This is a genomic window from Ekhidna sp. (genome assembly GCF_965212185.1).
GTDB lineage: Bacteria > Bacteroidota > Bacteroidia > Cytophagales > Cyclobacteriaceae > Ekhidna.
In genome coordinates this window covers 2766676-2787092 of the sequence record NZ_OZ243102.1, presented here as the reverse complement: position 1 = coordinate 2787092, position 20417 = coordinate 2766676, and the positions used below count along the sequence as shown (strand labels likewise).

Sequence of the window (20417 nt, the reverse complement as noted above, 5' to 3'; positions counted from 1 at the left end):
AACATATAATTATGACTTATTTAAAAACTTTCGCCGTAGCTATTTTATTACTGACAATGAAGCTTGTCGTAGCACAAAATGTGTTAATTGACAAACAAGGAGTGGCCCATTTCTACTCAGAAGCCCCGCTAGAAGATATAGAAGCCACAAATGAAAAGGCAGTTGGTGCCATAGATCTTGATAAAGGAACCGTGGCTGTGACCATGCTTATTAAGAATTTCCATTTTGAAAAAAGCTTAATGGAGGAGCATTTCAATGAAAATTATCTAGAGTCAGAAAAGTATCCAAAAGCTTCTTTCAAAGGAAAGATTGCAAATTTCTCATCATATGATTTTTCTAAACCTGGAACAATCACAGCCAAAGCCAATGGAGAACTCGAAATTCATGGAGTGAAAAGGCCAATAGAAAGTGAGGTAACATTTGATATTAAAGAAGATGTAATTGGTGCAAATACCATTTTCAAGGTTGCTTTAGAGGATCATAAAATTAAAATACCGAAGCTGGTGATTAAGAATATCGCCGAAGTTGTAGATGTAGATGTTTCATTCAATTTCATGAAGAAGTGATGAGGAATCTGATATTTATACTACTGCTGGTTTCAGGAAGTGTATGTGCACAAGATGATTTACTATCCTTAGTTGAAGACGAGCAATCAAAAGAAGCAACGATTGTTGAGGCTACTTTTAAAGGAACACGAATTATTAATGGTCATTCGATTGAGACGAGGAGGAAAGGGGTCATGGATTTTATTATCTCTCACCGATTTGGAACCATCGATGGTGGGAGCTATGAGCTTTACGGGTTGGATAATGCTACCGTAAGATTTGGATTAGAGTATGCGCTTTCGGATAGGCTTTATGTTGGACTGGGAAGGAGTTCTTTTGAAAAAACTTATGATGGATTTGTAAAGTACCGCTTATTGAGACAAATGAATGGTGGTGGTATGCCGGTATCTATGACTTGGTTTAGTTCTATTTCGGTTAAAACTCTTCGTATGCCTGAGTTGGATTTAGGGTTCACTGATAAGTTAGCAAATACAAATCAGCTACTAATTGCTAGAAAATTGAGTTCCAGTGTTTCAATACAGATAATGCCAACGTGGGTACATAAAAATCTGATTACTGCTGAGGACACTAACAATGATGCATATGGGTTAGGATTAGGAGGTAGAGTTAAGCTTTCTCAGAGAGTAGCGTTAGTAGTAGAATACTACTATATGGCTAGAAAAATTAATAATTCGGCTTTCAACCCTATTGCTATCGGATTTGATATAGAAACAGGTGGGCATGTTTTTCAATTACAGTTTACCAATGCCACTGCCATGGTTCCAAAAGGTTTCCTGACGGAAACAAACAATGATTTTTTTAACGGTGAATTACATTTTGGATTCAACATTTCAAGAACATTTCAAGTTGGTGAATAATGAAAATAGCTATGGGGGTTAAACATGGCGAAAGGCAGGCATCCAAGTGGGGATTTGGAATGCCTAAAGGCAACTCACTGAGTTGCCTTTTTTAAATATTTGACAGGTTATTAATCTCATGAATGATTCTATCTAGTTTGGAAACTGTCTTCTCAAGATGATGGAAGATTTTTGCGTTGTATTCCGTTTTGAAATTCTCTTCCTTGATTAACGATATTAACCCAATGATATTCGCTACAGGAGCTCTTAACTCATGTGAATTCTTATAAGATACCTTGCGTATTATTTCTACCTTCTCTTTGAGTTCGTTTTCTAATGCTACTATATCGGAAACATCCTGAACAATCGTTGTGTATTTGACAGGTGAGTTTTCATCATTCCTATCGAAAACAATATCCCGTATATAGAAGGTGAGATATGCATTGTCTGATCGACGGACTCTTAAAGTACATTCAACAATCTCACCTACATTACTATTCATTAATTGTTTGATTTTTTGCCTCGATTTTTCTTGATCGTCAGGATGAACAATTGATTCAAAATAGTTTTTACTGTGCTCCTTCAACTCTTCTTTACTATATCCAAGGAGCTGTTCTGCATGACCGCTGGAGTAGATAAGTTCCTCTTTTAACATATCTATAGCACCAAAAGCAACTGGTGATGCTCTCTGTAATGATTTAATAAATGAAAAATTCAATCCCATAGACTAACTATTCGATTTTAACTATTTATCCTCAATGTTTAAATCACCAACAATTGGAAGTTTGATTTGGGATGGGTATTCTGCTGAGTGGTGTATAGTGTTGTGAGCTATGACACCTTCTGTCTCATCATAATTGTTTCCCCCGGTATTCAGATTTCTCATAAAACGAGGAAAGTTACTGCTTGCAACCTCTATTCTAATTCTGTGGCCTTTTGCAAAGTAATTACTAGTGGAAAGAGGAGTTAAATCAATTTTGTAGACCTCACCCTCTTCCATAAATACCTCCTTATCATATCCTTCGCGGTAACGTGCTCGCTGAATGGTCTCATCCAGATTGTAAGCCGTGCCATCGGGATGTACATCGATTAGCTTAATTGTAAAATCCGTATCCTTTACATCCGAGGAAACATAAAGTGACATTTCAATAAATCCTGAAACTTCAATTCCTTCGGTAAGTGGCTCGGAAGTGTACACCAAAATATCATTACGTGTTTCCATCTCTCGTTGGTCTCGAGCTCCAGCGTCAATGGCATTTCCCGTACAACATACATTCCCACCATATGAAAAAACAGGGTTATGAGGATCGTAAGTATAATTGTCTTGATTTGGTTTAGCAGGAGGGTTTAATGACAATTTACCATCACCAAACAAACTATTCGCGTTACCCTCACTATCTAGATAAAGTGAGGTCATATTCGCTTCTTTTGGTGGCCAGGTATCTGAAGTCTTCCACTCATTTTTCCCCATCAAATAATATTGAACTCTAGGTAAATCTTCCAGAAAATCACTTTTTCCGTCTTCTTTTAGCCAATGATCAAACCAACCATAAATCAACTCGTCATAATTTAAACGAGCATCTCCAACACTCATTTCACCTACCATCGTATTTTCAGTAGCTCTTTGGTAGCCGCAATGCAATGTTGGTGCAATCACCAGGTATTGGTTGTCCGCAACCTTCGGATCGGGATGATTTCTCACATGATTGAATAATGCCAAATTTGGACTTACCGATACATCGTACCAGGAAACGAACCAAAAGCTTGGCTTTTTTAATTCCATATTGTCATGATAGAGTCCACCCTCAAACCATGCTGGATCGTTGGGTTTACGTCTGATCATTTCATCAAAAATCTCGCGTTTGCCTCCCATATTTACCAGCATGTCCTGGACAGGTAAATGAGACATAGCTGCTAGCATATCATCAATTCGCGGATTTTCTGGTGCCAAATCATAAAATCTTGAAATTCTTATTAAGTCTTCTTGGGTGGCGCCTGCAGGAATTCTTGGTTTGAATTTGTCATGCTCCACGCTGTAAAGCCATGAAGCAAAGAGCATCTGAAAAGCTCCTCCCCGGTACCAATTGCCTTGCTCATAAAAGTCACCAACTTTCCCAACGCCAGCTCCATAACCCATAGGAACCATGGCAGCATGTGAGGGGTGATCCAATGCTGCTACGGCCATCTGCCACTCTGCCGTTGATGAGCAACCAAGGGTACCAATCTTGCCATTACTCCAATCTTGATCAGACATCCATGAGAAAGCATCATAGCCATCAGTGAGAGGGACTCCTAAAATGTCCCATTCTCCCTCCGAATAATACCTCCCTCTTTCATTTTGAACCACGTATGCGAACCCTTTTTCTACGGCCTCTAAAGCTCGTTGATAGGTTCTTGTTCGTTCCTCTCCATCCCCCCAGCTATTAAAATTGTAGGGAGTTCTTGAAAAGATGATGGGTACTTTCTTGTCTGTTTTAGGACGATAGATGTCTGTTGCCAGCCGAACTCCGTCCCGCATTGGCATCATGATTTTTTGATCAATAATGGCAATTTCTTCAAGCTTTTCACGGACGGCTTGACTGAAGATGAGCGTTGCAACAAAAGAAAATATTAGAAAGAAAGAAACCTTTTTCATGGCATGGATTGGATTAGTTGAATTTAAGTTAACAATTTCTACGCAACTGATAGGAAAATCTCGCAATGTTGAATTAGAGTTTTTAGTAACTTGAATAAAAAACTGCTCATGAACAAATCAATTATAATTTCAATCTTCACTTTAGGAATCATTTTTAATTCATTTGCTCAAGACAAATACCTGAATAAAGTTCAAACATTGGATTCCACAATTGAAACATTATATGAGGTGATTTCTGGAGCGGCTGGAGAGAAAAGAAACTGGGAATTGTTTAAGTATTTATTTACGAACGATGCTCAGTTGATTCCGTCTGGACCCAATGAAGAAGGAAAAATTGGATATCGAGTGATGAGTCCTTCACAATATGTGGAGACTTCAGGATCCTGGTTAGAAGAGAATGGTTTTTTTGAAAAAGAGATTTACCGGGTTACTGAATCATTCGGTTCTCTCACCCATATTTTTAGCACCTATGAATCTTATCGTAGTGAGGCAGATGAGAAACCTTTTACGCGAGGGATAAATAGCATTCAATTGATGAAAGACAAAGAAAGATGGTGGGTCGTTAACATTTACTGGACAGGAGAGCGAGATGATAATCCAATACCTGAGAAGTATTTGCCTAAAGACTAAAGACATGGCTGTAGTAAAGCACCGAATCTATACCATGAGTGTTGCTGGGGTCTACCCTCACTACATCACCAAAGCAGAGAAAAAAGGACGGACCAAAGAAGATGTAGATCTGATTATTGAATGGCTGACCGGATATGATCAAAAGGGGCTGGAAGCTGTCATCGAGAACAAAACAAATTTCGAAGATTTCTTTGCCCAAGCTCCAAAAATGAATCCCAATCGGAAATTGATCAAAGGAGTGGTCTGCGGCATCCGGGTAGAGGAGGTAGAAGAGCCACTGATGCAGGAGATTCGCTATTTAGACAAGCTCATCGATGAGCTGGCCAGGGGAAAGAAAATGGAGAGTATTTTAAGGAAGGAGTAGTATGTACATCATTGATTTAAACTATATCGTTCCGCTGGAAGAACTTGATGCTCACATGACTGAGCATGTGAAATATCTTCATCGGTACTACAAGCAAAATAAGTTTGTGGCTTCCGGAAGAAAAGTACCGCGAACAGGTGGGATTATTCTGGCGCTAGCCGATTCAAAAGAGGAAGTAGAACAGATGATATCAGAAGATCCATTCTTTACTCATAAGCTGGCTGAATTCACCATCACGGAATTCCTTACTTCACAAATGCATCCACAGCTAAAGCCTTTGTTGGGTAAGCCTTGAAATTTTTCTTTTACTACGAAGCAACCATTTGCGTATCCTACTCATCAAAGGGTTAAACATCTACTATGCACACACTTACACAACAAAAAAATGCCGTAACCTGGCTGAGAATCATTTACCCACTTTGGGCAGTTCTGGGAATGTTCAGTCTCTTGTATGTCCCGTCCCAATTAATCGTCTTGAGCGATCCGGAGCTCACAGCTTCGAACATCCTGGCGAATGAAATGCTTTTTCGGCTTGGTATAGCTGGCAGTTTAATAACCCAATTATTTAGCGTTGCAGCTGTCTGGTTTCTATACAAGCTGTTTTATTCTAAATATAAGGATGCTACTATTCTCATGGCCATTTTCGCTTTTCTGGGAATTCCGATAGCTATGCTCAGTACCGCTGATCAGCTAATGGTACTAGAGGTTCTGGATCAGCCTGATCAAGTGGTTTCTTTACTTAAGCAAAGCTCAAGAGGTACCATCATCGCTACAATTTTCTGGGGTTTATGGCTACTGCCTCAAGGTTATATGATCATTCGCTCACCCTTATTTCCGCGAATAATTGGTTGGTTTTTGATTCTGGCCGGTGCAGGATATACCATATCGGCATTCGCCTATTTTCTGGGTATCAAAGGGTTATTGATCGACGTGCTGGACTATCTCACATTCGGAGAAGTGATCTGGATGCTTTGGGTGCTATTTATGGGAGCCAGATGGAAAGCATTAGACGATTAGGGTGCAAAATATCCAGCTCAATAATCTTTTGAGGGGTGAAAAATATGAGAGCTAATTCAATGTGACCTTATGGAATCAAATACGTAACTTACCTGAGGTCCTGGTTCTTTACTTAACTCCTTCCGATGATGCCTAAGATACAGTTTGATTCCTACGATACTACAGGCTTCTTCGATGAGATGGTGATGGAGGATCATTCAATTCAACCTCATTACCAGATATTCAAGGAACGGATACAGAAAATGGGCTGGAAAAGGCTCAATTTCCTGCAGCACTCAGCTGATAGAGCGCAGTTGTCCTTAGGGATGACCTTTAATGTTTACAGTGATAATCAGGGCGTTGAACGGATACTGCATCTCGACTTAATTCCCAGGATAATAAGTGGAAAGGATTGGGCTTTTTTGGAGAAAGGTCTCAAACAGCGAATTGAAGCACTCAATCTTTTCATTAGTGATCTATACAATGAGCAGAAGATCTTAAAGGATAAGATTATACCAAAAGACCTGATTTTTTCAGGCGAATATCTAAAAGAATGCGAAGGCTTAAAACCACCACAAAATGTTTGGACACACATCAGTGGTAGTGACATCATTCGTGACGGTGATGGGAGATTTTATGTGCTGGAGGATAACCTTAGGTGCCCATCAGGTGTATCCTACATGCTGGAAAATCGCGAAATTCTTAAGCGAACATTTCCTGAAGTATTCGAAAAATTGAATGTTCGCCCAGTGCAGGATTATTCGCATCATTTGAGAGATATGCTGGAGTCACTCACACCAATAACTCCGGCAACAATAGCAGTACTTACACCTGGAATATACAATTCCGCCTATTTCGAGCACTCCTACTTGGCACAGCAAATGGGAGCGGAGTTAGTAGAAGGGAGGGATTTAGTGGTTGAAGATGATATTGTCTATATGAAAACGATTCGTGGGCTACAGCGTGTGGATGTGATATATAGAAGAGTGGATGATGAATTTCTCGATCCGAAGGTTTTTAGAAAAGATTCACTCCTTGGGACACCCGGATTATTCAATGCTTACAAAAAGGGAAATGTAGTCCTTGTAAATGCTCCAGGCACGGGAGTGGCCGATGACAAAGCGGTTTACACATATATTGATAAGATAGTAAAATACTACCTGGATGAAGACATCATTTTACCTAATGTACCGACCTACTTATGTGGCGAGAAAAAAGACTTAAAATATGTTATAGAAAATATTGCCAATCTGGTCATAAAGCAAACAGATGCTTCTGGTGGATATGGTATGCTGATTGGACCTAAGGCTACCAAAAAAGAGCATGAAGAATTCAGAGCCAAAATATTAGAGAACCCCAGAAATTACATCGCACAACCAGTATTAAATCTTTCCAGAGTTCCAACCTTAACCGAAGGATCCATTGAAGGAAGACATGTAGACTTGCGGCCCTATATTTTGTATGGAAAGGACATTAAGATTATTCCTGGGGCTTTGACACGGGTGGCTTTAAAGAAGGGTTCATTGGTAGTTAACTCATCTCAAGGAGGTGGGAGCAAGGACACATGGGTACTGGACAAATAAACAAGAAAAGAGATGCTAAGTAGAGTTGCAGATGCCCTGTATTGGATGAATAGATATGTTGAACGTGCGGAAAATTATGCACGCTTTCTGGATGTTAATTTCAACCTTTCTTTGGAAATGCCACCAGGGGGAACAGAGCAATGGAAACCGGTTATTGTGACCACCGGAGATTATAATCTTTATGAAAGTACCCATGATAATGTTGATAAAACAAGTGTCATTCATTTCCTTGGTTTCGATGAAAACAACCCAAACTCTATCTACAATAGCATCTGCAATGCCCGTGAGAATGCTCGAGCCATTCGGCCGGATATTACACGAGAAGTGTGGGAACAAATCAATTCACTTTACTATCATGTAAGGGAAGGAGTAAACAAAAAACAGTGGGAAAAGCATGACCCTCGAAACTACTTTTTAGAAGTTAAAAAGAGTTGTCAGCTGTTATATGGAATTTTTGATTCCACTATTTCCAGAACCGAAGGATATCATTTTGGTAAGATAGGTCAGCTGATTGAGCGAGCCGATAAAACTTCAAGGGTGTTGGATGTAAAGTATCACATGCTCTTACCTTCAGTTGAGGAAGTGGGGTCACCTTTGGATTTGGTTCAATGGGCCTCTTTACTTAAATCAGTAAGTGCTTATGATATGTACCGTAAAAAACGAGGGAAGCTGTCGCCTTTGTTTATTTCTGAATTTCTCATCTTCGATAAAGAATTTCCACGATCGATGATGAATTGTCTGGAGGAAGCAGAGGAATCACTTCAAGCGATTACTGGAAGTAGTCAGGGATATGCTAATATGGCTGAGAAGAGACTAGGACGATTAAAATCAAACCTTGAATACGCCGACATTGAAGAAGTATTCAACGTAGGTCTTCATGAGTACCTTGATAACTTCCAATTGGAACTTAATGAGGTGTCTAACGCTATTTATTTGACTTTCTTTTCGTGGGATAATTTTTCAAATCAAACACAAACAACAAATCAATGACATATTGCTTAGGCATTAAACTCAAAACCGGTTTCATAGGCATTGCTGATACTCGGATTACCTCTGGAAATGAAACTGCAAAGGCCAAGAAGGTCTTCACAGTAAATAAGAAAAAACACTCATTCTTCATTATGACATCAGGCCTTCGTTCTGTTCGAGATAAAGCCATCACCTATTTCAAGGAAATAATTGAAGAAAATGATGAATCATTCAATAAGCTGTACAAAGCAGTGAATGCCTTTGCTGATCAGGTAAAAAGGGCAGCTAATGAAGATAAAGCATCATTGAAGGAATCGGGCCTTAGCTTCAACCTCTTTTCTATTGTTGGTGGGCAGCTCGAAGACGATGATGAGCATAAAATATTTTTATTGTATCCCGAGGGTAATTGGGTGGAAGTATCAGAAGGATCGCCATTTGTAATCATTGGAAATAGTGGGTATGGCAAGCCAATTCTTGATCGCTCCATTCGATATAATTCTTCATTGAAATTTGCTTTAAAAGCAGGGCTACTCTCTTTTGATGCGACACGCATTAGTGCCAATGACGTTGATTTTCCCATTGATGTAGTTCATTATGAAAAAGATTCTTTTAACATAACAGAGACCAGGTATAAGAAAGATGAGCTATCCGATATTTCAAAAATGTGGGATTCAAAAATAAGTGAAGCCATCAATGATTTACCTGATGATTGGATCGAAAAAATCTATATCTCCAACAATATGGAAGAGGAAGATATGTTTGATGAAGGTAAATGGAGCGGTAGCTAATGGATCTTAAAATACATCATGAAACGATTTATCAATTTGATGACGAGGTGTTTTTTGAACCTCATACATTACGATTTAAACCATCCACAGATCATTATCTCACGGTAGAAAAGTTTCATTTGAAAGTCTCTCCTGATCCAGTGGGCTTTTCAGAGCAAATGGACATTGAAAATAATATGGTTCTTTTTTGTTGGTTTGAGGGGCTGCATAAAGAATTAAAAATCACACTCGATTGCACGGTAACAATTCAAGAATTTAATCCATTCAACTACCTCATTTATCCCGGATCATTTCTCACCGTTCCATTTGAATATCCTAATCAATTAAAACACCTTTTAACAGCTTCATTAAATCATACTGAGTTATCCAATGAGATAGTTAGTTACCTAAACGCAATTCTCAAATCTGCTAAAAATGATACTGCCTCATTTATCCTGGCACTCACCCAGCAGATTCATTCTGATTTTAAGGTTGAAATACGAGAGGAGGGAGTACCAATGTCACCAAATGATACATTTCGCTTAAGAAGAGGCTCTTGTCGTGACTTAGCATGGCTACAAATTCAATGTTTGAGGCATCTTGGTGTAGCTTCACGTTTTGTAAGTGGATACTATTACCTGGATGTAGAAGAGCCTGTTTTTGAGTTGCATGCCTGGGTTATCGCTTACATTCCGGGTGCAGGATGGCTAGGATTTGACCCTACTCACGGAATAGCAGCAGGGCATACGCATATTCCAATTGCAAAGAGTGCGCATTATGAAAATACAATGCCTGTAAGCGGTACAATTAGAGGTGGAGCAAAATCGAAAATGCAATTCAATTTGGATATGGAGCTTAAAGCATAGAGTACTTAATGACCCTGCTCATATAAAAACCTTCTTTCTTCAGCATTCGCTTTTCTAAAATCAAAATGGAGGTTCTTGCCTTCCAGTGGAAAAGTAATGCGATGATGTTCTTTAATTTCTTCAAAATTTTTAAAGAAAATTTTTCCAAAATAGGTTTCACCTGGATAGATGATTTCTCTATCAAAAAGTTCGTTTGGTAAGTAGTGAAGCTCCACTTGAGCGGACGCTTCACTTTCTATAGCCACATCTATCAGAATGTCAGTCGCCATCAAGGTGGCTACTGTAACTGCATCTCGTGTGTTGGATTTTTTTTCGTCTGCTTCGGTCCAGGTGGATTTATTCCAATCTCGCTCATCCTCAATAATATCATGTGTGATAATGGCTGCACCCACAAGAAATAAGAACAAGGCAGCTGCCTCAGCATCTTGCTGTTTTACTGTAAAAAAAGCATCTACTTGTTCAGGTGTCATGGCGGATGTCACCTCTTGGTACAACTTCTTCTTTTCAGGGTCTCGATAGGAGTATGGATGAGCAAATTTCTTTATTCTATTCATATCAATAAAAATAGGTTGTGTGCTTTTGTTTTCGATTTCCAATCCAAAGACATAATGGTCGCCTTTTGCTTTTAGATTGGCCAGTGCAATTGTCACAGAATCCAATTCAATATAGGCTTCATAATTGTTCTTTTCGATGGAAAAATCCTGTGGTACTAGCCTGGCAGGCAAACAGCTGATCAATAGGAATGGGATTAGAAGTATGGTGAGTCTCATGAATTGGATAAAACAATTATGTTGCCAAAACTGAATGATCTCCACATTAAAAAAGCTTTTATGCCTTTGAAGTATACAAAAAATGAGACCACCTCCTGGTGGTCTCTTATCCATTGTAATTGTAATTAAATGCTAACGTATTTCTATGCTTGGAGCACACACGATTAAGCTCTCCTTTCAGGAAGTAGCTATACTCAGAACTTACGCTTTCATCAAGGGCCCGTTTTAGCAGGTCCATGGCTTTAGCATATTCTTTGCATAGTTCGTAGATCAAAGCTTCCATTCGAATCCATTGATCCATCTGCGCCCCGGGTAATCCGGAAGCATAGCTGATGACAAGCAAAGCATCTTTGTAAGCTCTCATCTTGATGTGCCAGCGGGTTATACTTTCACAAACCTGTAGGTTGGAAAGATCAGCAGCCATGGCTTCATCGAGGTAGACTTTTGCTTTCTCTAACTCACCGAACTGATCCATATACATTCGACCCATTAGCTCATTCGCAGCAGGATGCTCCGGATCATAGCTCAAAGAATAGTTTAAGTTTTCAACGACCTCTTCCAAGTTATAGTCATACATCTCAAGCGCCTTCACAAAATATTGATCGGCTAAATTGAATGCCATAATAGTTTCTGTTGTGGGACCAACTAGTCCCGGTTAATAGTAAATTCCGCGAGATACGTCAAACAGGTTGTAACCTGTACCAAAGGCATTGATAGGAAATATTATTAGGTATTCCCGATCCAGGTGATCGGGCGATTATTCACATACCTTGATGAGAGGAGCCCGATCGAAGAAGTTTTCGTTTTTGATTACTACTCTTTTTCATTCGATTCTAATTAATAATGCGAAAGTAGGAATTTATTTTTTATTAACAAATTCAAAATTAAATTTTGTTGTTAATAAAATCTTTCCGATACTTGCAGAGCTAAAATGAAAATAATGAAGCAACACATTTTACATATCAATAATTATCAAGGGACAGAAATACTGTCTTTTGATTACATATATAAGCATTGGCTTGGTATAGATTGAATGATCTAACATATAGAAATTTCGAAACCCAAGCCAAAAGCTTGGGTTTTTTGTTTGTATTCAAAAATGGTGAAATGATACATAAACAGAATATTATTTGGTTTTCGGATTTCCGTCAATGGGAGAGGTATGCCCAAACGAATCTGGATTTAATGAACGATTACCTCTCTGTAAGGTTTCCCGATAGCGCATAGGATTTATTGTCTGTTGACAGCAACCCTGGCCCGTATCGGTTAGGGTTTTTTTGTGCCTTTTTTGGAAGTGCGCTGACGTTGGAGAGTCAGGTCTGTCCGTAAAACAGATGTCATGTGACTTATCGAGTTCGATTCTCGAGACGTCCACAAAACCGATTGGTCCAATGGCTAGGATATTGGGATTTGACCCCAAAGAAGCAGGTTCGATTCCTGTATCGGTTACAAACGGTACCATAGTTCAGTAGGTAGAATGTCGCACTGTCTATGCGAAGGTCAGGGGTTCGAACCCCCTTGGTACCGCACCTGAAGCAGATGCAAAACGGGTGTCTTGTGCTTAGAGAATGGTTGAAGGCCATAACGTCAGATTCCGTTTGTCTGGCCATGTTTTGAAAAAGCTCTAAGCGGATGGTGGTCGTCTTGACTGATCAGAAAAGATTAGTTGTGGCGATTTAAGGAAGTGGATTGGTGAATAGCCATCCATTTCCTCTGAAATAAAGAAAAAGTTCTTTGAATAAGAGATTGCTTTTAATAGCACAAGATCTTCTCGAAAGAGAAGCTGGGAATGAAGAAGGTAAGGAGACCTGATGAGCGTTTCTGTATAGCGCCATAGTGTTCTTCGGAATATGCTGCTCAGTACCTGATGAAAGTTTCCCACCACGCTGGAACGAGGGTTCGAATCCCTCTCTTGATTAAGGTTCAAGATAGCTTAGAGGTAAAGCAAGCACGTGAAAGTCGCGGGTTCGATTCCCGTCATTTTCGCCCTTCGGGGATTGGGATAATGTAGCTCAGTTGGTTAGAGCATCACCCTGTTAAGGTGAGACTGGATAGTCACTCCAGATCCAAGCTTGTCATCTTGTAAAACTGACAGCTAGTGAGAGCAGAAGGTAGCTGTCCAGCAGATCGAATCTTCGGATTCGTGATGCAGTTTGAAGAGCGACTGAAAAACAGACAGGATTCCGTTCGGAATGACTGGATCTTTTGATTGAAGCAGCAAATCAGTCCTTGTAATCTGTATGGATTACGAGCGGAGAAGAGCCCCTTCAGTTAAACGATTTATTCATCATCGAACTCAATGTCAGATTTTCCTCAATCGACAGACGGCCAGCTATCATGCTGCTTTCTTTTTGAAGAGTATTTTTTTAACTAAATGTGTATAACGATGCAAAGGATTAGAATCAATGCAGGACAAATCGGATTGGTCTACAGGACTTCAGGTGGCTACAAAAGAGTAATCACTGAAGGTGTCTACTGGATCTTTCCGTATGAGCAAGTCGTAAAGTATGACTTGGCAAAACCATTCTATCCTTCAATCGACTTAAATGTGCTTTTGAGGGATGAAAGATTGGCTGAACATTTAATGATTGTTGAGGTGCGAGACAATGAATTGGCGCTTCAATATGAAGATGGTAGATTCAAGGCAGTTCTTACTACGGGCAAACACGCTTTCTGGAAAGGATTGATTGAGTATTCATTCGTCAAAGTGGATTTGAGTAAAATCGAAATCACAGAAGCGGTAGATTTACTTTCAATTAAACGGAAAGAATTGGTGCCTTATGTGCGAATGCTAACTGTGGAATCTTATGAAAAGGGAGTGCTTTTCGTGGATGGAAAGGTTGAAAGGGTCGTAGGTCCTGGAGACTACTACTTCTGGAAAAATGCTCAGGAGCTTCTCGTAAGAAAAGCTGATATGAGACAGTTGCAGTTGGAGATTTCAGGTCAGGAAATCCTAACCAAAGACAAGGCTGCTTTGCGAATCAATTTCTACACACAGTATAAAGTAGTGGATGTAGAAAAGGCTGTGGTTGATAATAAGGACTATGAGAAGCAATTGTACATCTTCATGCAATTTGCATTGAGGGAGTACATTGGTCAATTGACCTTGGATGAATTGCTAGAAAGCAAGGAGTCTATTTCAGCATATGTGAAAGAAGCGCTTGTAGAAAAAGCAAGTGAGTTGGGAGTGGAGATCAAAGGTTGCGGAGTTAGAGATATCATCTTGCCTGGTGACATGAAAGAGATCATGAACCAGGTGCTGGTGGCTCAAAAACAAGCTCAGGCAAACGTGATCACCCGAAGGGAAGAAACAGCGTCTACTAGGAGCTTGTTGAACACAGCCAAGTTGATGGAGGATAATGCAATGCTCTTCAAGTTGAAAGAGATGGAATATGTCGAAAAGATTGCGGACAAGATCGGAGAAATCACGGTCACCGGCAATGGGCAGATTGTTGATCAATTGAGGAGTATCTTCACTCCAGGAACACGGTAAAAGCGCACTTAGGTGCGCTTTTTTTAAATCACTGTACCATTTAAAGTGCTAACTTGAGTGCTTATGGGTGAGCTACTTGACAAACAGCACAAATTTTACCTCAAAAATGAGCAGGATTTAATTGAGCAATACAAAGGTCAATACATAGTCATCCATGATGAAAAAGTTGCTGAATCCTTCGGTTCAGAACGAGATGCATACATCTATTGTGTCAAGCATTTTCCTATCGGCACATTTTTAATTAGAAAGGTACTAGCCAAATCTTCACCTGCTTAAAACCAATGCATGCTGAGTATCTCTAATTCCATATCGATAGACAAGCCTCTTTCCGATGTGTTTGCATTCGTTAGCGATCAGGGCAACAATCCCAAGTGGAATTATTACGTCAGGAGCGTTGAAAAAATAAATGATGAGGAAGGTATTGGAGCTGAATATCTGCAAATCCGTAAAAAAGACAAGCAAAAATTTAATGTTATTGTATTCAAAGAAAATGAGCGAATAATCATCCAATCCCTGCCAGGTCAGCGGCCCTCCGTAAGACGTGATTTGAGGTTTGATGGAGATGAAAAACAAACGACCATCCATGATCAAATCGATTTCAAAGTTCCGCTACCAAAGTTCCTTTCTTCGTTGATTTTAAAAGGACCACAAAAAGGAGTTAAGCAGAACCTGGCAAAGCTGAAAATACTTTTAGAAACCGGCCATGTTGTGTTGCAAGATGGAAGAGAGATTAACTATTAGGTCTAACTAATAATTAAGTCAATAACCAAATAGCTACTCCCACCTTAACGATTCTACCGGGTTATTTTTTGTGATCTTTTTAGTTTGAAACCCAATGGTTATCACTGAAATCAAAAGCAATACCAAAGCGGATAAAAGAATAATTCCAAATCCAATATTGATGGAATAAGCGAACCCTGCTTTCCATTCCATTAAGGCAAAATAACTGATTGGTGCACCTACCAAAATAGCAATCAGTACAAGCGATAGAAATTCTTTACTGATTATCGCTAAGAGCTGGCCTAAGTTGGCACCCAGCACTTTTCGAATGCCTATTTCCTTTGTCTTTCGAACCAGCGTGATCATCACCAATCCATATAATCCCAAAATCGCGATGATGATTGATAAGGCAGCAAAAACGTGCGAAATTTTACTTACTCGAACATCAGTGTTGTATAGCGATTTGATTTCATCCTCCAAAAAGTAATAATCGAAATAATTACCTGGAAAGTACTGATGGTACCTTTTCTCAACCGCTTCTACCAGTGCAGGATTGGGCTGAGATGAAAATTTGACTGAGAAGTTATTGCCAGTGTCGTAGTAGGGTATCAACAAAATGGGTTCGATCTTATTATGAAGCGATACCTGATGAAAATCCTTGATGACCCCAATGATGGTCCAGTCTTTATCATAAAAGTTGATGGATCTGCCAATCGCTTCTTCTGGTATGCGGAACTTTAGCAATGAAACGGCAGATTCATTGATGATTATATTCTTCACTTTGTCGCCATCAAAATCATGGTCAGTGAATCCAAAATCTCTCCCAGCTACCAACTCCACATTGTATAACTCAGAAAACTCATGATCCACATTCATGAAATTGGAAGTCAAATTTCGAGCTTCAGGATCCGCATCTGAAGTAATCTGAAATACCCTTCCCATATTAGAGCCGGGCACGCGATTCGAAATCGTAGCTATTTCAACACCTGATAATGAGCTTAAGTCATTTTTAAACTGATCAATTTTATTGATGAACGTACTATCCCATTCGGTCATAACCGGCCCATAAACTACCATGGTATTGTCCACATCTACACCAAGATCTTGATTAACCATGAAGTCGATTTGTTTTGCAATGGCAATGGTGGCGGTAATAAGAACCACAGCAAGCGAAAATTGGAAAATGACCATCCCTTTTCTCAGCCAGGCAATTTCACCTTTTAGTCTGAAGCTGCCTTTCAATACATCCTGCGTGCTAAATCTGGTGACGAGCAATGCCGGATACAATGCAACAAGTGCCAGTGAGATCATGAAGGTGAAGAAAAGGAGTATTGGAAATGGAATGCCCCAAATGCTGGATTCTAAGATGATAAATATGCTTAAATCCAAACCTGTCAGGATATTAAAGATTGGTTGTAACCAAATCACTAACCCAATAGATAGTACAAGCGCTATAACGTTTAGCAGTAATGTCTCAATGAACGATTGGCGGATGATCTGACTTTTTTGAGCACCCACTGATTTTCGTATGCCCACTTCTTTTGCCCGTTGAATAGCCCGACTGGTGTTTAAGTTGATGTAATTGATCCATGCGATAACGATGATGAATATGGCGATGTAAAGCATAAGCCAAACCGTATTACCATCAGTCACCACACCGATTTCGTATTCCATGGTGTCATTAAGATGAATCTCATTTAATGGCTGTAAGGAGAACTTTTCTTCACCACCGGAAACCTCTCCATCTTTAAAGTATTGTGTCCCAAAATCAGCAAGCTTACTATTCAAACTAGCCTGATTGACACCTACTTTGAGTTTTACATAATGGTAGAAATCAGACCATTCCCAGCTGGCGTCAGCACCTTCGCCTACAATGGTAATGAAAGATTTATACGAGGTAATGAAGCCAAATTGTAAATGAGAATTCTTAGGAGGATCCTCTAAGATTCCTGAAATCATGAATGGAGTTGGGTAGTTGAAATGAATGGATTTCCCAATCAGATCAGTTACTTCTTCACCTTTTCCGATGAGTTTTTCTGCAAATGTTTTGGTAAGCACCATTTTGAACGGAGCGTCTAGGCATTCAGCCTTGTCACCTTTAATCAATTCATAATCGAAGAAGGAAAGGAAATGCTCGTCTGCAATCAGGTAATCACCTGTTCGGTAGATTTTCTCAGTGTAGTTAATGAAGTTTGACCCGCTGTAGGTCATGCGTGTGTAAGACTCAATCTCGGGAAAGTCAGCTTTCATTGTCGGTCCAATGGTTGGGTAGGTAATGGCCCCATGCTGGACTAGTTCACCATTTTGATAGCGGTCATTGATTATCCGATACATCCGATCGGCATCTGTATTAAAGTTGTCAAAGCTGGTCTCAAAGAGAACGTATTGAAACATCAGGAGAGACACAGTCATTCCTGCGATTAGTCCGAAAAGGTTGATGCCCGTAAAGGTCTTGTTACGTTTAAGATCCCTGTAAGAGACCTTGAGGTAGTTTTGAATAAGCGCCATGTGATTAAGTGTTTTTGAGTGTTGCCTTTTTCTGAGTCGGTGATATCGAAGAAAGGCCAGTGCGTTGAAGAAATAGTTGACACGAGCTTTTCGCTTGTCTTTTTGCTTCAAATCAAGTTGGAATTGCTCCATCAAATCTCCTTCAATAGATTCCCACAATACCGGATGGCAGTACTTAGAGAGTAGAATCGTTAATAATTTGGGTGGAGCTGCTTTCATTGTTCAAATGCAACTTTAGGAATTCCTGACCATAAATCTTCCCGCATAGAGCGTGACGTCTTGAGCGCTGCTTGCCCTGCTTTTGTTACCCGAAACAGGAGCTTTCGTTTACCACCACGTTCGGGTGTAGGATCACTGTATCGTGACTCCAAATAGTCCTTTTCGCTGAGTCGTTGCAGTACATTGTGTACAGTGCTGATCGTAATAGTCCTGTTGCATTTCTCTTCAATCTCCTGTTTGATCAGAATGCCATAGGCATTATCAAAAAGATTTGCTACGACCAGCAATACGATCTCTTCCAGCTCTCCTAGGTTAGTTCCTTTCATATCAATTAATTCAGTTTCTATAATTGTCTTTAATTCATCATCCGTTTCAATTTGGCTCTTTGATTACAGCAGGTAAAATAAAGTTCTCCAACATTTGATCAACCTGTGAATGACCATATGGCTGACCATAAGCTGTAGCTGTTATAACAACAACCAAAGGCTGATCTTTAAAAACAATAATTTTATTTCCTCCATTGCCACTGCATAAAAAAGCTTCATATTTTTTGTCACCAACAGAAAATTCCTGATTCCAGAATAAGTAGCCATAAGCAGTTTGATTGGGCTTCCCTTCAAAATAATTGGTCATGGTCTTAGTTGCCCAATCTGACGACAAAATATGCCTTCCATTCCAAACACCTTTGTTTTTATAGAGTTGGCCATACTTTGCAAAATCTAAGGAATTCATTTCTAAACCTCCTCCAGTATACGGTACGTTTTGTGGAGTATAAAACCATTTATAATTAGAGATATCCAAAGGTTGAAATAGCTTTTCATCTGCATATTTTTCTAATCCTCCCGGGACAGATTTGTCTATAATATCACCCAGAACCAAAACACCTGCTGTGAAATAATCCCATACCTCGCCAACCTTTCTTGTGTTATCCATGGATAGATCTAAAGTGAATTTCACCCAGTTATCGGTAAGTTGCATTTCATCTTCACTCCCTGGTGAATTGAACTTATTGTCGGAACCGTCAAAACCGGAGCTCATAGTTAAGAGGCTTTGTAGTGTTACACTATCCTTTTTAGTTGAATAATTAGCAAATTGGGTGAGGTCATAAAATTCGCTAAGTGTTTGATCGGTATTTTTCAGATGTCCTTCTTCAATGGCAATACCTGTCAGGGTAGATGCGAATGATTTCCCCACTGAGCGTGTATCATGTAATGTGTTTCTACTAGCACCATTAAAATACTCTTCAATTAGAAGTTTACCATTCTTGATAACTACAACACTCGTAATGTTTTTAAATCTATTTTGAGCAATTTTTTCATTGAGCCCCCTAATCTTTTCTTCATCAAAACCATTTTTTGATAGCTCCCAACCGCTATTTTCTTTAATTGGCTGAATGGCTATTTGCTCTTCTGATACCTTGTCTAACTCAGCCATTTTTAAGTTGATTTCACCTTCAGCAATAATATCACCAACGATAATTTCACCATTTTTCAGGTATGGGCGTATTTCTATTTTAAGTGTATGAATGCCTGTTTCCAAAGCAGCTTCACCACCATTTCTATAATAAAACCGCATCCATAAAAACCGACCCCAGGAATCAATATTGGTGCTACTTAAAAATGGTTTACGCAGGATTGTATTTTCGTTTTTTTGAGCCGGAAGCCCTGCACCTAGATTGAGATTTTCTGTATATAATAAGCTATCATCTACAATGAATGAAAACTGGAAATTCCCTTTTTGTATTAGTTCTTCAGCAGTTAATGTAGTGTCTAATTCATGCAGGTAATTAGTCAGAGAATTACCCATGAACACAGTGAAATTTAAATCGCAACTTTCATTTATCTCAAAAGAGGATAGAAAATCACTTTCACTACAGTCTTTAAGTGGACGCGTATTTGACATAAATACGATTCGACCAACATGCGCTTGATGCATGGGTGTAGAGATGCCTTTATGCGGTACAAAACCAGGTATTAAGTTAGATGGAGTTTGTCCACATGCGGTGAAAATGGAGGACGCGATAAGTAACAGAATGAATGGAATTTTTCTCATATTGTTTTTCCTTTATTTGAGTTAGGCAGTTTCGTCACTTCATAAGGGTTTATTTATTCGACAAAACCGAAATTAATATATTAATCGTAATTGTCGAATAAATAGTTACAATAATTTTCAATGAAGTTCAATTGTGGTGTCATGCCTGACCAGCCTTTTCCTGTAGACAGGCCTGATCCGGTCAAATTCCCCCTTATCAAAGGGGGCTAGGGGGTTGTTATGTTGAGAAAAAAGGCAAATTCACATTGCCTCACAATTAATCCATTGTTATGATTTCTTATTTAAGTATTTGCATTTGAACTATTTACAATCTGCATGTGTACTTTTAATGTAATTATCAGGAAAGGTGAAGGGACTGGGCCCCATGCAGCCTTGGCAACCAGATCACCAGCGTGTGATAATTGGTGCTAATTCTCAGCCTGCAGCGACAGGACAGATAATTG

Annotated in this window: 20 protein-coding genes, 2 tRNA genes and 1 riboswitch; of the genes, 15 read left to right on the top strand and 7 right to left on the bottom strand. The window is 39.4% G+C overall.

Annotated elements, in window-relative coordinates:
- Positions 1 to 11: 11 nt before the first annotated feature.
- Positions 12 to 566 (top strand): YceI family protein, encoded by a 555-nt coding sequence (locus tag ACOMC3_RS11885; protein WP_420316106.1) that lies wholly within the window; start codon positions 12 to 14, stop codon positions 564 to 566.
- Positions 566 to 1423, top strand: coding sequence for a DUF5777 family beta-barrel protein (locus ACOMC3_RS11880; protein WP_420316105.1), 858 nt, complete (start codon positions 566 to 568; stop codon positions 1421 to 1423). The genes ACOMC3_RS11885 and ACOMC3_RS11880 overlap by 1 nt, the downstream gene beginning before the upstream one ends.
- 91 nt (positions 1424 to 1514) lie before the next feature.
- On the opposite strand, the gene ACOMC3_RS11875 is transcribed toward ACOMC3_RS11880, so the two are convergent.
- Together ACOMC3_RS11875 and ACOMC3_RS11870 are read right to left on the bottom strand one after the other, a co-directional pair.
- Positions 1515 to 2126, bottom strand: coding sequence for a PAS domain-containing protein (locus ACOMC3_RS11875; RefSeq protein ID WP_420316104.1), 612 nt, complete (start codon positions 2124 to 2126; stop codon positions 1515 to 1517).
- A gap of 21 nt (positions 2127 to 2147) precedes the next feature.
- A complete protein-coding gene (locus ACOMC3_RS11870) occupies positions 2148 to 4037 on the bottom strand; it encodes a CocE/NonD family hydrolase (RefSeq protein WP_420316103.1) in 1890 nt (629 codons plus the stop codon).
- Between the two features lie 108 nt (positions 4038 to 4145).
- Here ACOMC3_RS11870 and ACOMC3_RS11865 point away from each other — a divergent pair, with 108 nt between their 5' ends.
- The 8 genes from ACOMC3_RS11865 (at position 4146) to ACOMC3_RS11830 (ending at position 10212) form a co-directional block, all read left to right on the top strand.
- Complete coding sequence (locus ACOMC3_RS11865; protein ID WP_420316102.1) at positions 4146 to 4667, top strand: hypothetical protein; 522 nt, start codon at positions 4146 to 4148, stop codon at positions 4665 to 4667.
- A gap of 4 nt (positions 4668 to 4671) precedes the next feature.
- The gene (locus ACOMC3_RS11860) at positions 4672 to 5031 is read left to right on the top strand and encodes a DUF2200 domain-containing protein (RefSeq protein ID WP_420316101.1); all 360 of its coding nucleotides are present in this window, start codon (positions 4672 to 4674) and stop codon (positions 5029 to 5031) included.
- Between the two features lies 1 nt (position 5032).
- Entirely contained in the window at positions 5033 to 5326 is a 294-nt protein-coding gene (locus ACOMC3_RS11855; protein WP_420316100.1) for a YciI family protein, read from the top strand.
- A 65-nt stretch (positions 5327 to 5391) separates the two neighbouring features.
- Positions 5392 to 6048, top strand: a complete 657-nt coding sequence (locus ACOMC3_RS11850; protein ID WP_420316099.1) for a DUF4386 domain-containing protein — start codon at positions 5392 to 5394, stop codon at positions 6046 to 6048.
- 125 nt (positions 6049 to 6173) lie between these two features.
- A complete protein-coding gene (locus tag ACOMC3_RS11845) occupies positions 6174 to 7610 on the top strand; it encodes a circularly permuted type 2 ATP-grasp protein (protein WP_420316098.1) in 1437 nt (478 codons plus the stop codon).
- A 12-nt stretch (positions 7611 to 7622) separates the two neighbouring features.
- Entirely contained in the window at positions 7623 to 8600 is a 978-nt protein-coding gene (locus tag ACOMC3_RS11840) for an alpha-E domain-containing protein (protein ID WP_420316097.1), read from the top strand.
- The gene (locus tag ACOMC3_RS11835; protein ID WP_420316096.1) at positions 8597 to 9367 is read left to right on the top strand and encodes a peptidase; all 771 of its coding nucleotides are present in this window, start codon (positions 8597 to 8599) and stop codon (positions 9365 to 9367) included. Before ACOMC3_RS11840 ends, ACOMC3_RS11835 begins: the two co-directional genes overlap by 4 nt.
- On the top strand, positions 9367 to 10212 hold the full coding sequence (locus tag ACOMC3_RS11830) for a transglutaminase family protein (RefSeq protein ID WP_420316095.1): 846 nt from the start codon (positions 9367 to 9369) through the stop codon (positions 10210 to 10212). Before ACOMC3_RS11835 ends, ACOMC3_RS11830 begins: the two co-directional genes overlap by 1 nt.
- A 5-nt stretch (positions 10213 to 10217) precedes the next feature.
- Here the strand turns inward: ACOMC3_RS11830 and ACOMC3_RS11825 are convergent, their stop codons facing one another.
- Positions 10218 to 11096, bottom strand: coding sequence for a hypothetical protein (locus ACOMC3_RS11825; RefSeq protein WP_420316094.1), 879 nt, complete (start codon positions 11094 to 11096; stop codon positions 10218 to 10220).
- A complete protein-coding gene (locus tag ACOMC3_RS11820) occupies positions 11089 to 11604 on the bottom strand; it encodes a tetratricopeptide repeat protein (RefSeq protein WP_420316093.1) in 516 nt (171 codons plus the stop codon). Before ACOMC3_RS11820 ends, ACOMC3_RS11825 begins: the two co-directional genes overlap by 8 nt.
- 755 nt (positions 11605 to 12359) lie before the next feature.
- Between ACOMC3_RS11820 and ACOMC3_RS11815 the strand changes: the two genes are divergently transcribed.
- The 5 genes from ACOMC3_RS11815 to ACOMC3_RS11795 all read left to right on the top strand — a co-directional run bounded on the left by ACOMC3_RS11815 (position 12360) and on the right by ACOMC3_RS11795 (position 15216).
- Positions 12360 to 12431 (top strand) — tRNA-Gln (locus ACOMC3_RS11815).
- A gap of 5 nt (positions 12432 to 12436) precedes the next feature.
- A tRNA-Asp gene (locus ACOMC3_RS11810) sits at positions 12437 to 12509 on the top strand.
- 859 nt (positions 12510 to 13368) lie between these two features.
- The gene (locus tag ACOMC3_RS11805) at positions 13369 to 14475 is read left to right on the top strand and encodes a slipin family protein (protein WP_420316092.1); all 1107 of its coding nucleotides are present in this window, start codon (positions 13369 to 13371) and stop codon (positions 14473 to 14475) included.
- A gap of 63 nt (positions 14476 to 14538) precedes the next feature.
- Complete coding sequence (locus ACOMC3_RS11800) at positions 14539 to 14751, top strand: hypothetical protein (protein WP_420316091.1); 213 nt, start codon at positions 14539 to 14541, stop codon at positions 14749 to 14751.
- A gap of 9 nt (positions 14752 to 14760) precedes the next feature.
- The gene (locus ACOMC3_RS11795) at positions 14761 to 15216 is read left to right on the top strand and encodes an SRPBCC family protein (RefSeq protein ID WP_420316090.1); all 456 of its coding nucleotides are present in this window, start codon (positions 14761 to 14763) and stop codon (positions 15214 to 15216) included.
- Positions 15217 to 15249: 33 nt separating this feature from the next.
- Here the strand turns inward: ACOMC3_RS11795 and ACOMC3_RS11790 are convergent, their stop codons facing one another.
- Genes ACOMC3_RS11790 through ACOMC3_RS11780 form a run of 3 tightly spaced genes read right to left on the bottom strand, consistent with a single transcriptional unit; the run spans position 15250 to position 19974 of the window.
- The gene (locus ACOMC3_RS11790; RefSeq protein WP_420316089.1) at positions 15250 to 17922 is read right to left on the bottom strand and encodes an ABC transporter permease; all 2673 of its coding nucleotides are present in this window, start codon (positions 17920 to 17922) and stop codon (positions 15250 to 15252) included.
- Positions 17919 to 18248, bottom strand: coding sequence for a PadR family transcriptional regulator (locus ACOMC3_RS11785; RefSeq protein ID WP_420316088.1), 330 nt, complete (start codon positions 18246 to 18248; stop codon positions 17919 to 17921). Before ACOMC3_RS11785 ends, ACOMC3_RS11790 begins: the two co-directional genes overlap by 4 nt.
- 46 nt (positions 18249 to 18294) lie before the next feature.
- Positions 18295 to 19974 carry a serine hydrolase domain-containing protein gene (locus tag ACOMC3_RS11780; RefSeq protein ID WP_420316087.1) on the bottom strand — a complete coding sequence of 560 codons (1680 nt, stop codon included), beginning with the start codon at positions 19972 to 19974 and terminating at the stop codon, positions 18295 to 18297.
- 331 nt (positions 19975 to 20305) lie between these two features.
- Positions 20306 to 20417, top strand: a riboswitch (SAM riboswitch).

Excerpts from the sequence above, each read along its gene's own strand:
- ACOMC3_RS11850 (WP_420316099.1), top strand. The coding sequence starts at position 5,392 with ATGCACACACTTACACAACAAAAAAATGCCGTAACCTGGCTGAGAATC.
- ACOMC3_RS11780 (WP_420316087.1), bottom strand. The coding sequence starts at position 19,974 with ATGAGAAAAATTCCATTCATTCTGTTACTTATCGCGTCCTCCATTTTC.
- ACOMC3_RS11825 (WP_420316094.1), bottom strand. The coding sequence starts at position 11,096 with ATGGATAAGAGACCACCAGGAGGTGGTCTCATTTTTTGTATACTTCAA.
- ACOMC3_RS11790 (WP_420316089.1), bottom strand. The coding sequence starts at position 17,922 with ATGAAAGCAGCTCCACCCAAATTATTAACGATTCTACTCTCTAAGTAC.
- ACOMC3_RS11855 (WP_420316100.1), top strand. The coding sequence starts at position 5,033 with ATGTACATCATTGATTTAAACTATATCGTTCCGCTGGAAGAACTTGAT.
- ACOMC3_RS11845 (WP_420316098.1), top strand. The coding sequence starts at position 6,174 with ATGATGCCTAAGATACAGTTTGATTCCTACGATACTACAGGCTTCTTC.
- ACOMC3_RS11805 (WP_420316092.1), top strand. The coding sequence starts at position 13,369 with ATGCAAAGGATTAGAATCAATGCAGGACAAATCGGATTGGTCTACAGG.
- ACOMC3_RS11885 (WP_420316106.1), top strand. The coding sequence starts at position 12 with ATGACTTATTTAAAAACTTTCGCCGTAGCTATTTTATTACTGACAATG.
- ACOMC3_RS11860 (WP_420316101.1), top strand. The coding sequence starts at position 4,672 with ATGGCTGTAGTAAAGCACCGAATCTATACCATGAGTGTTGCTGGGGTC.
- ACOMC3_RS11835 (WP_420316096.1), top strand. The coding sequence starts at position 8,597 with ATGACATATTGCTTAGGCATTAAACTCAAAACCGGTTTCATAGGCATT.
- ACOMC3_RS11870 (WP_420316103.1), bottom strand. The coding sequence starts at position 4,037 with ATGAAAAAGGTTTCTTTCTTTCTAATATTTTCTTTTGTTGCAACGCTC.
- ACOMC3_RS11880 (WP_420316105.1), top strand. The coding sequence starts at position 566 with ATGAGGAATCTGATATTTATACTACTGCTGGTTTCAGGAAGTGTATGT.
- ACOMC3_RS11785 (WP_420316088.1), bottom strand. The coding sequence starts at position 18,248 with ATGAAAGGAACTAACCTAGGAGAGCTGGAAGAGATCGTATTGCTGGTC.
- ACOMC3_RS11830 (WP_420316095.1), top strand. The coding sequence starts at position 9,367 with ATGGATCTTAAAATACATCATGAAACGATTTATCAATTTGATGACGAG.
- ACOMC3_RS11795 (WP_420316090.1), top strand. The coding sequence starts at position 14,761 with ATGCTGAGTATCTCTAATTCCATATCGATAGACAAGCCTCTTTCCGAT.
- ACOMC3_RS11875 (WP_420316104.1), bottom strand. The coding sequence starts at position 2,126 with ATGGGATTGAATTTTTCATTTATTAAATCATTACAGAGAGCATCACCA.
- ACOMC3_RS11840 (WP_420316097.1), top strand. The coding sequence starts at position 7,623 with ATGCTAAGTAGAGTTGCAGATGCCCTGTATTGGATGAATAGATATGTT.
- ACOMC3_RS11800 (WP_420316091.1), top strand. The coding sequence starts at position 14,539 with ATGGGTGAGCTACTTGACAAACAGCACAAATTTTACCTCAAAAATGAG.
- ACOMC3_RS11820 (WP_420316093.1), bottom strand. The coding sequence starts at position 11,604 with ATGGCATTCAATTTAGCCGATCAATATTTTGTGAAGGCGCTTGAGATG.
- ACOMC3_RS11865 (WP_420316102.1), top strand. The coding sequence starts at position 4,146 with ATGAACAAATCAATTATAATTTCAATCTTCACTTTAGGAATCATTTTT.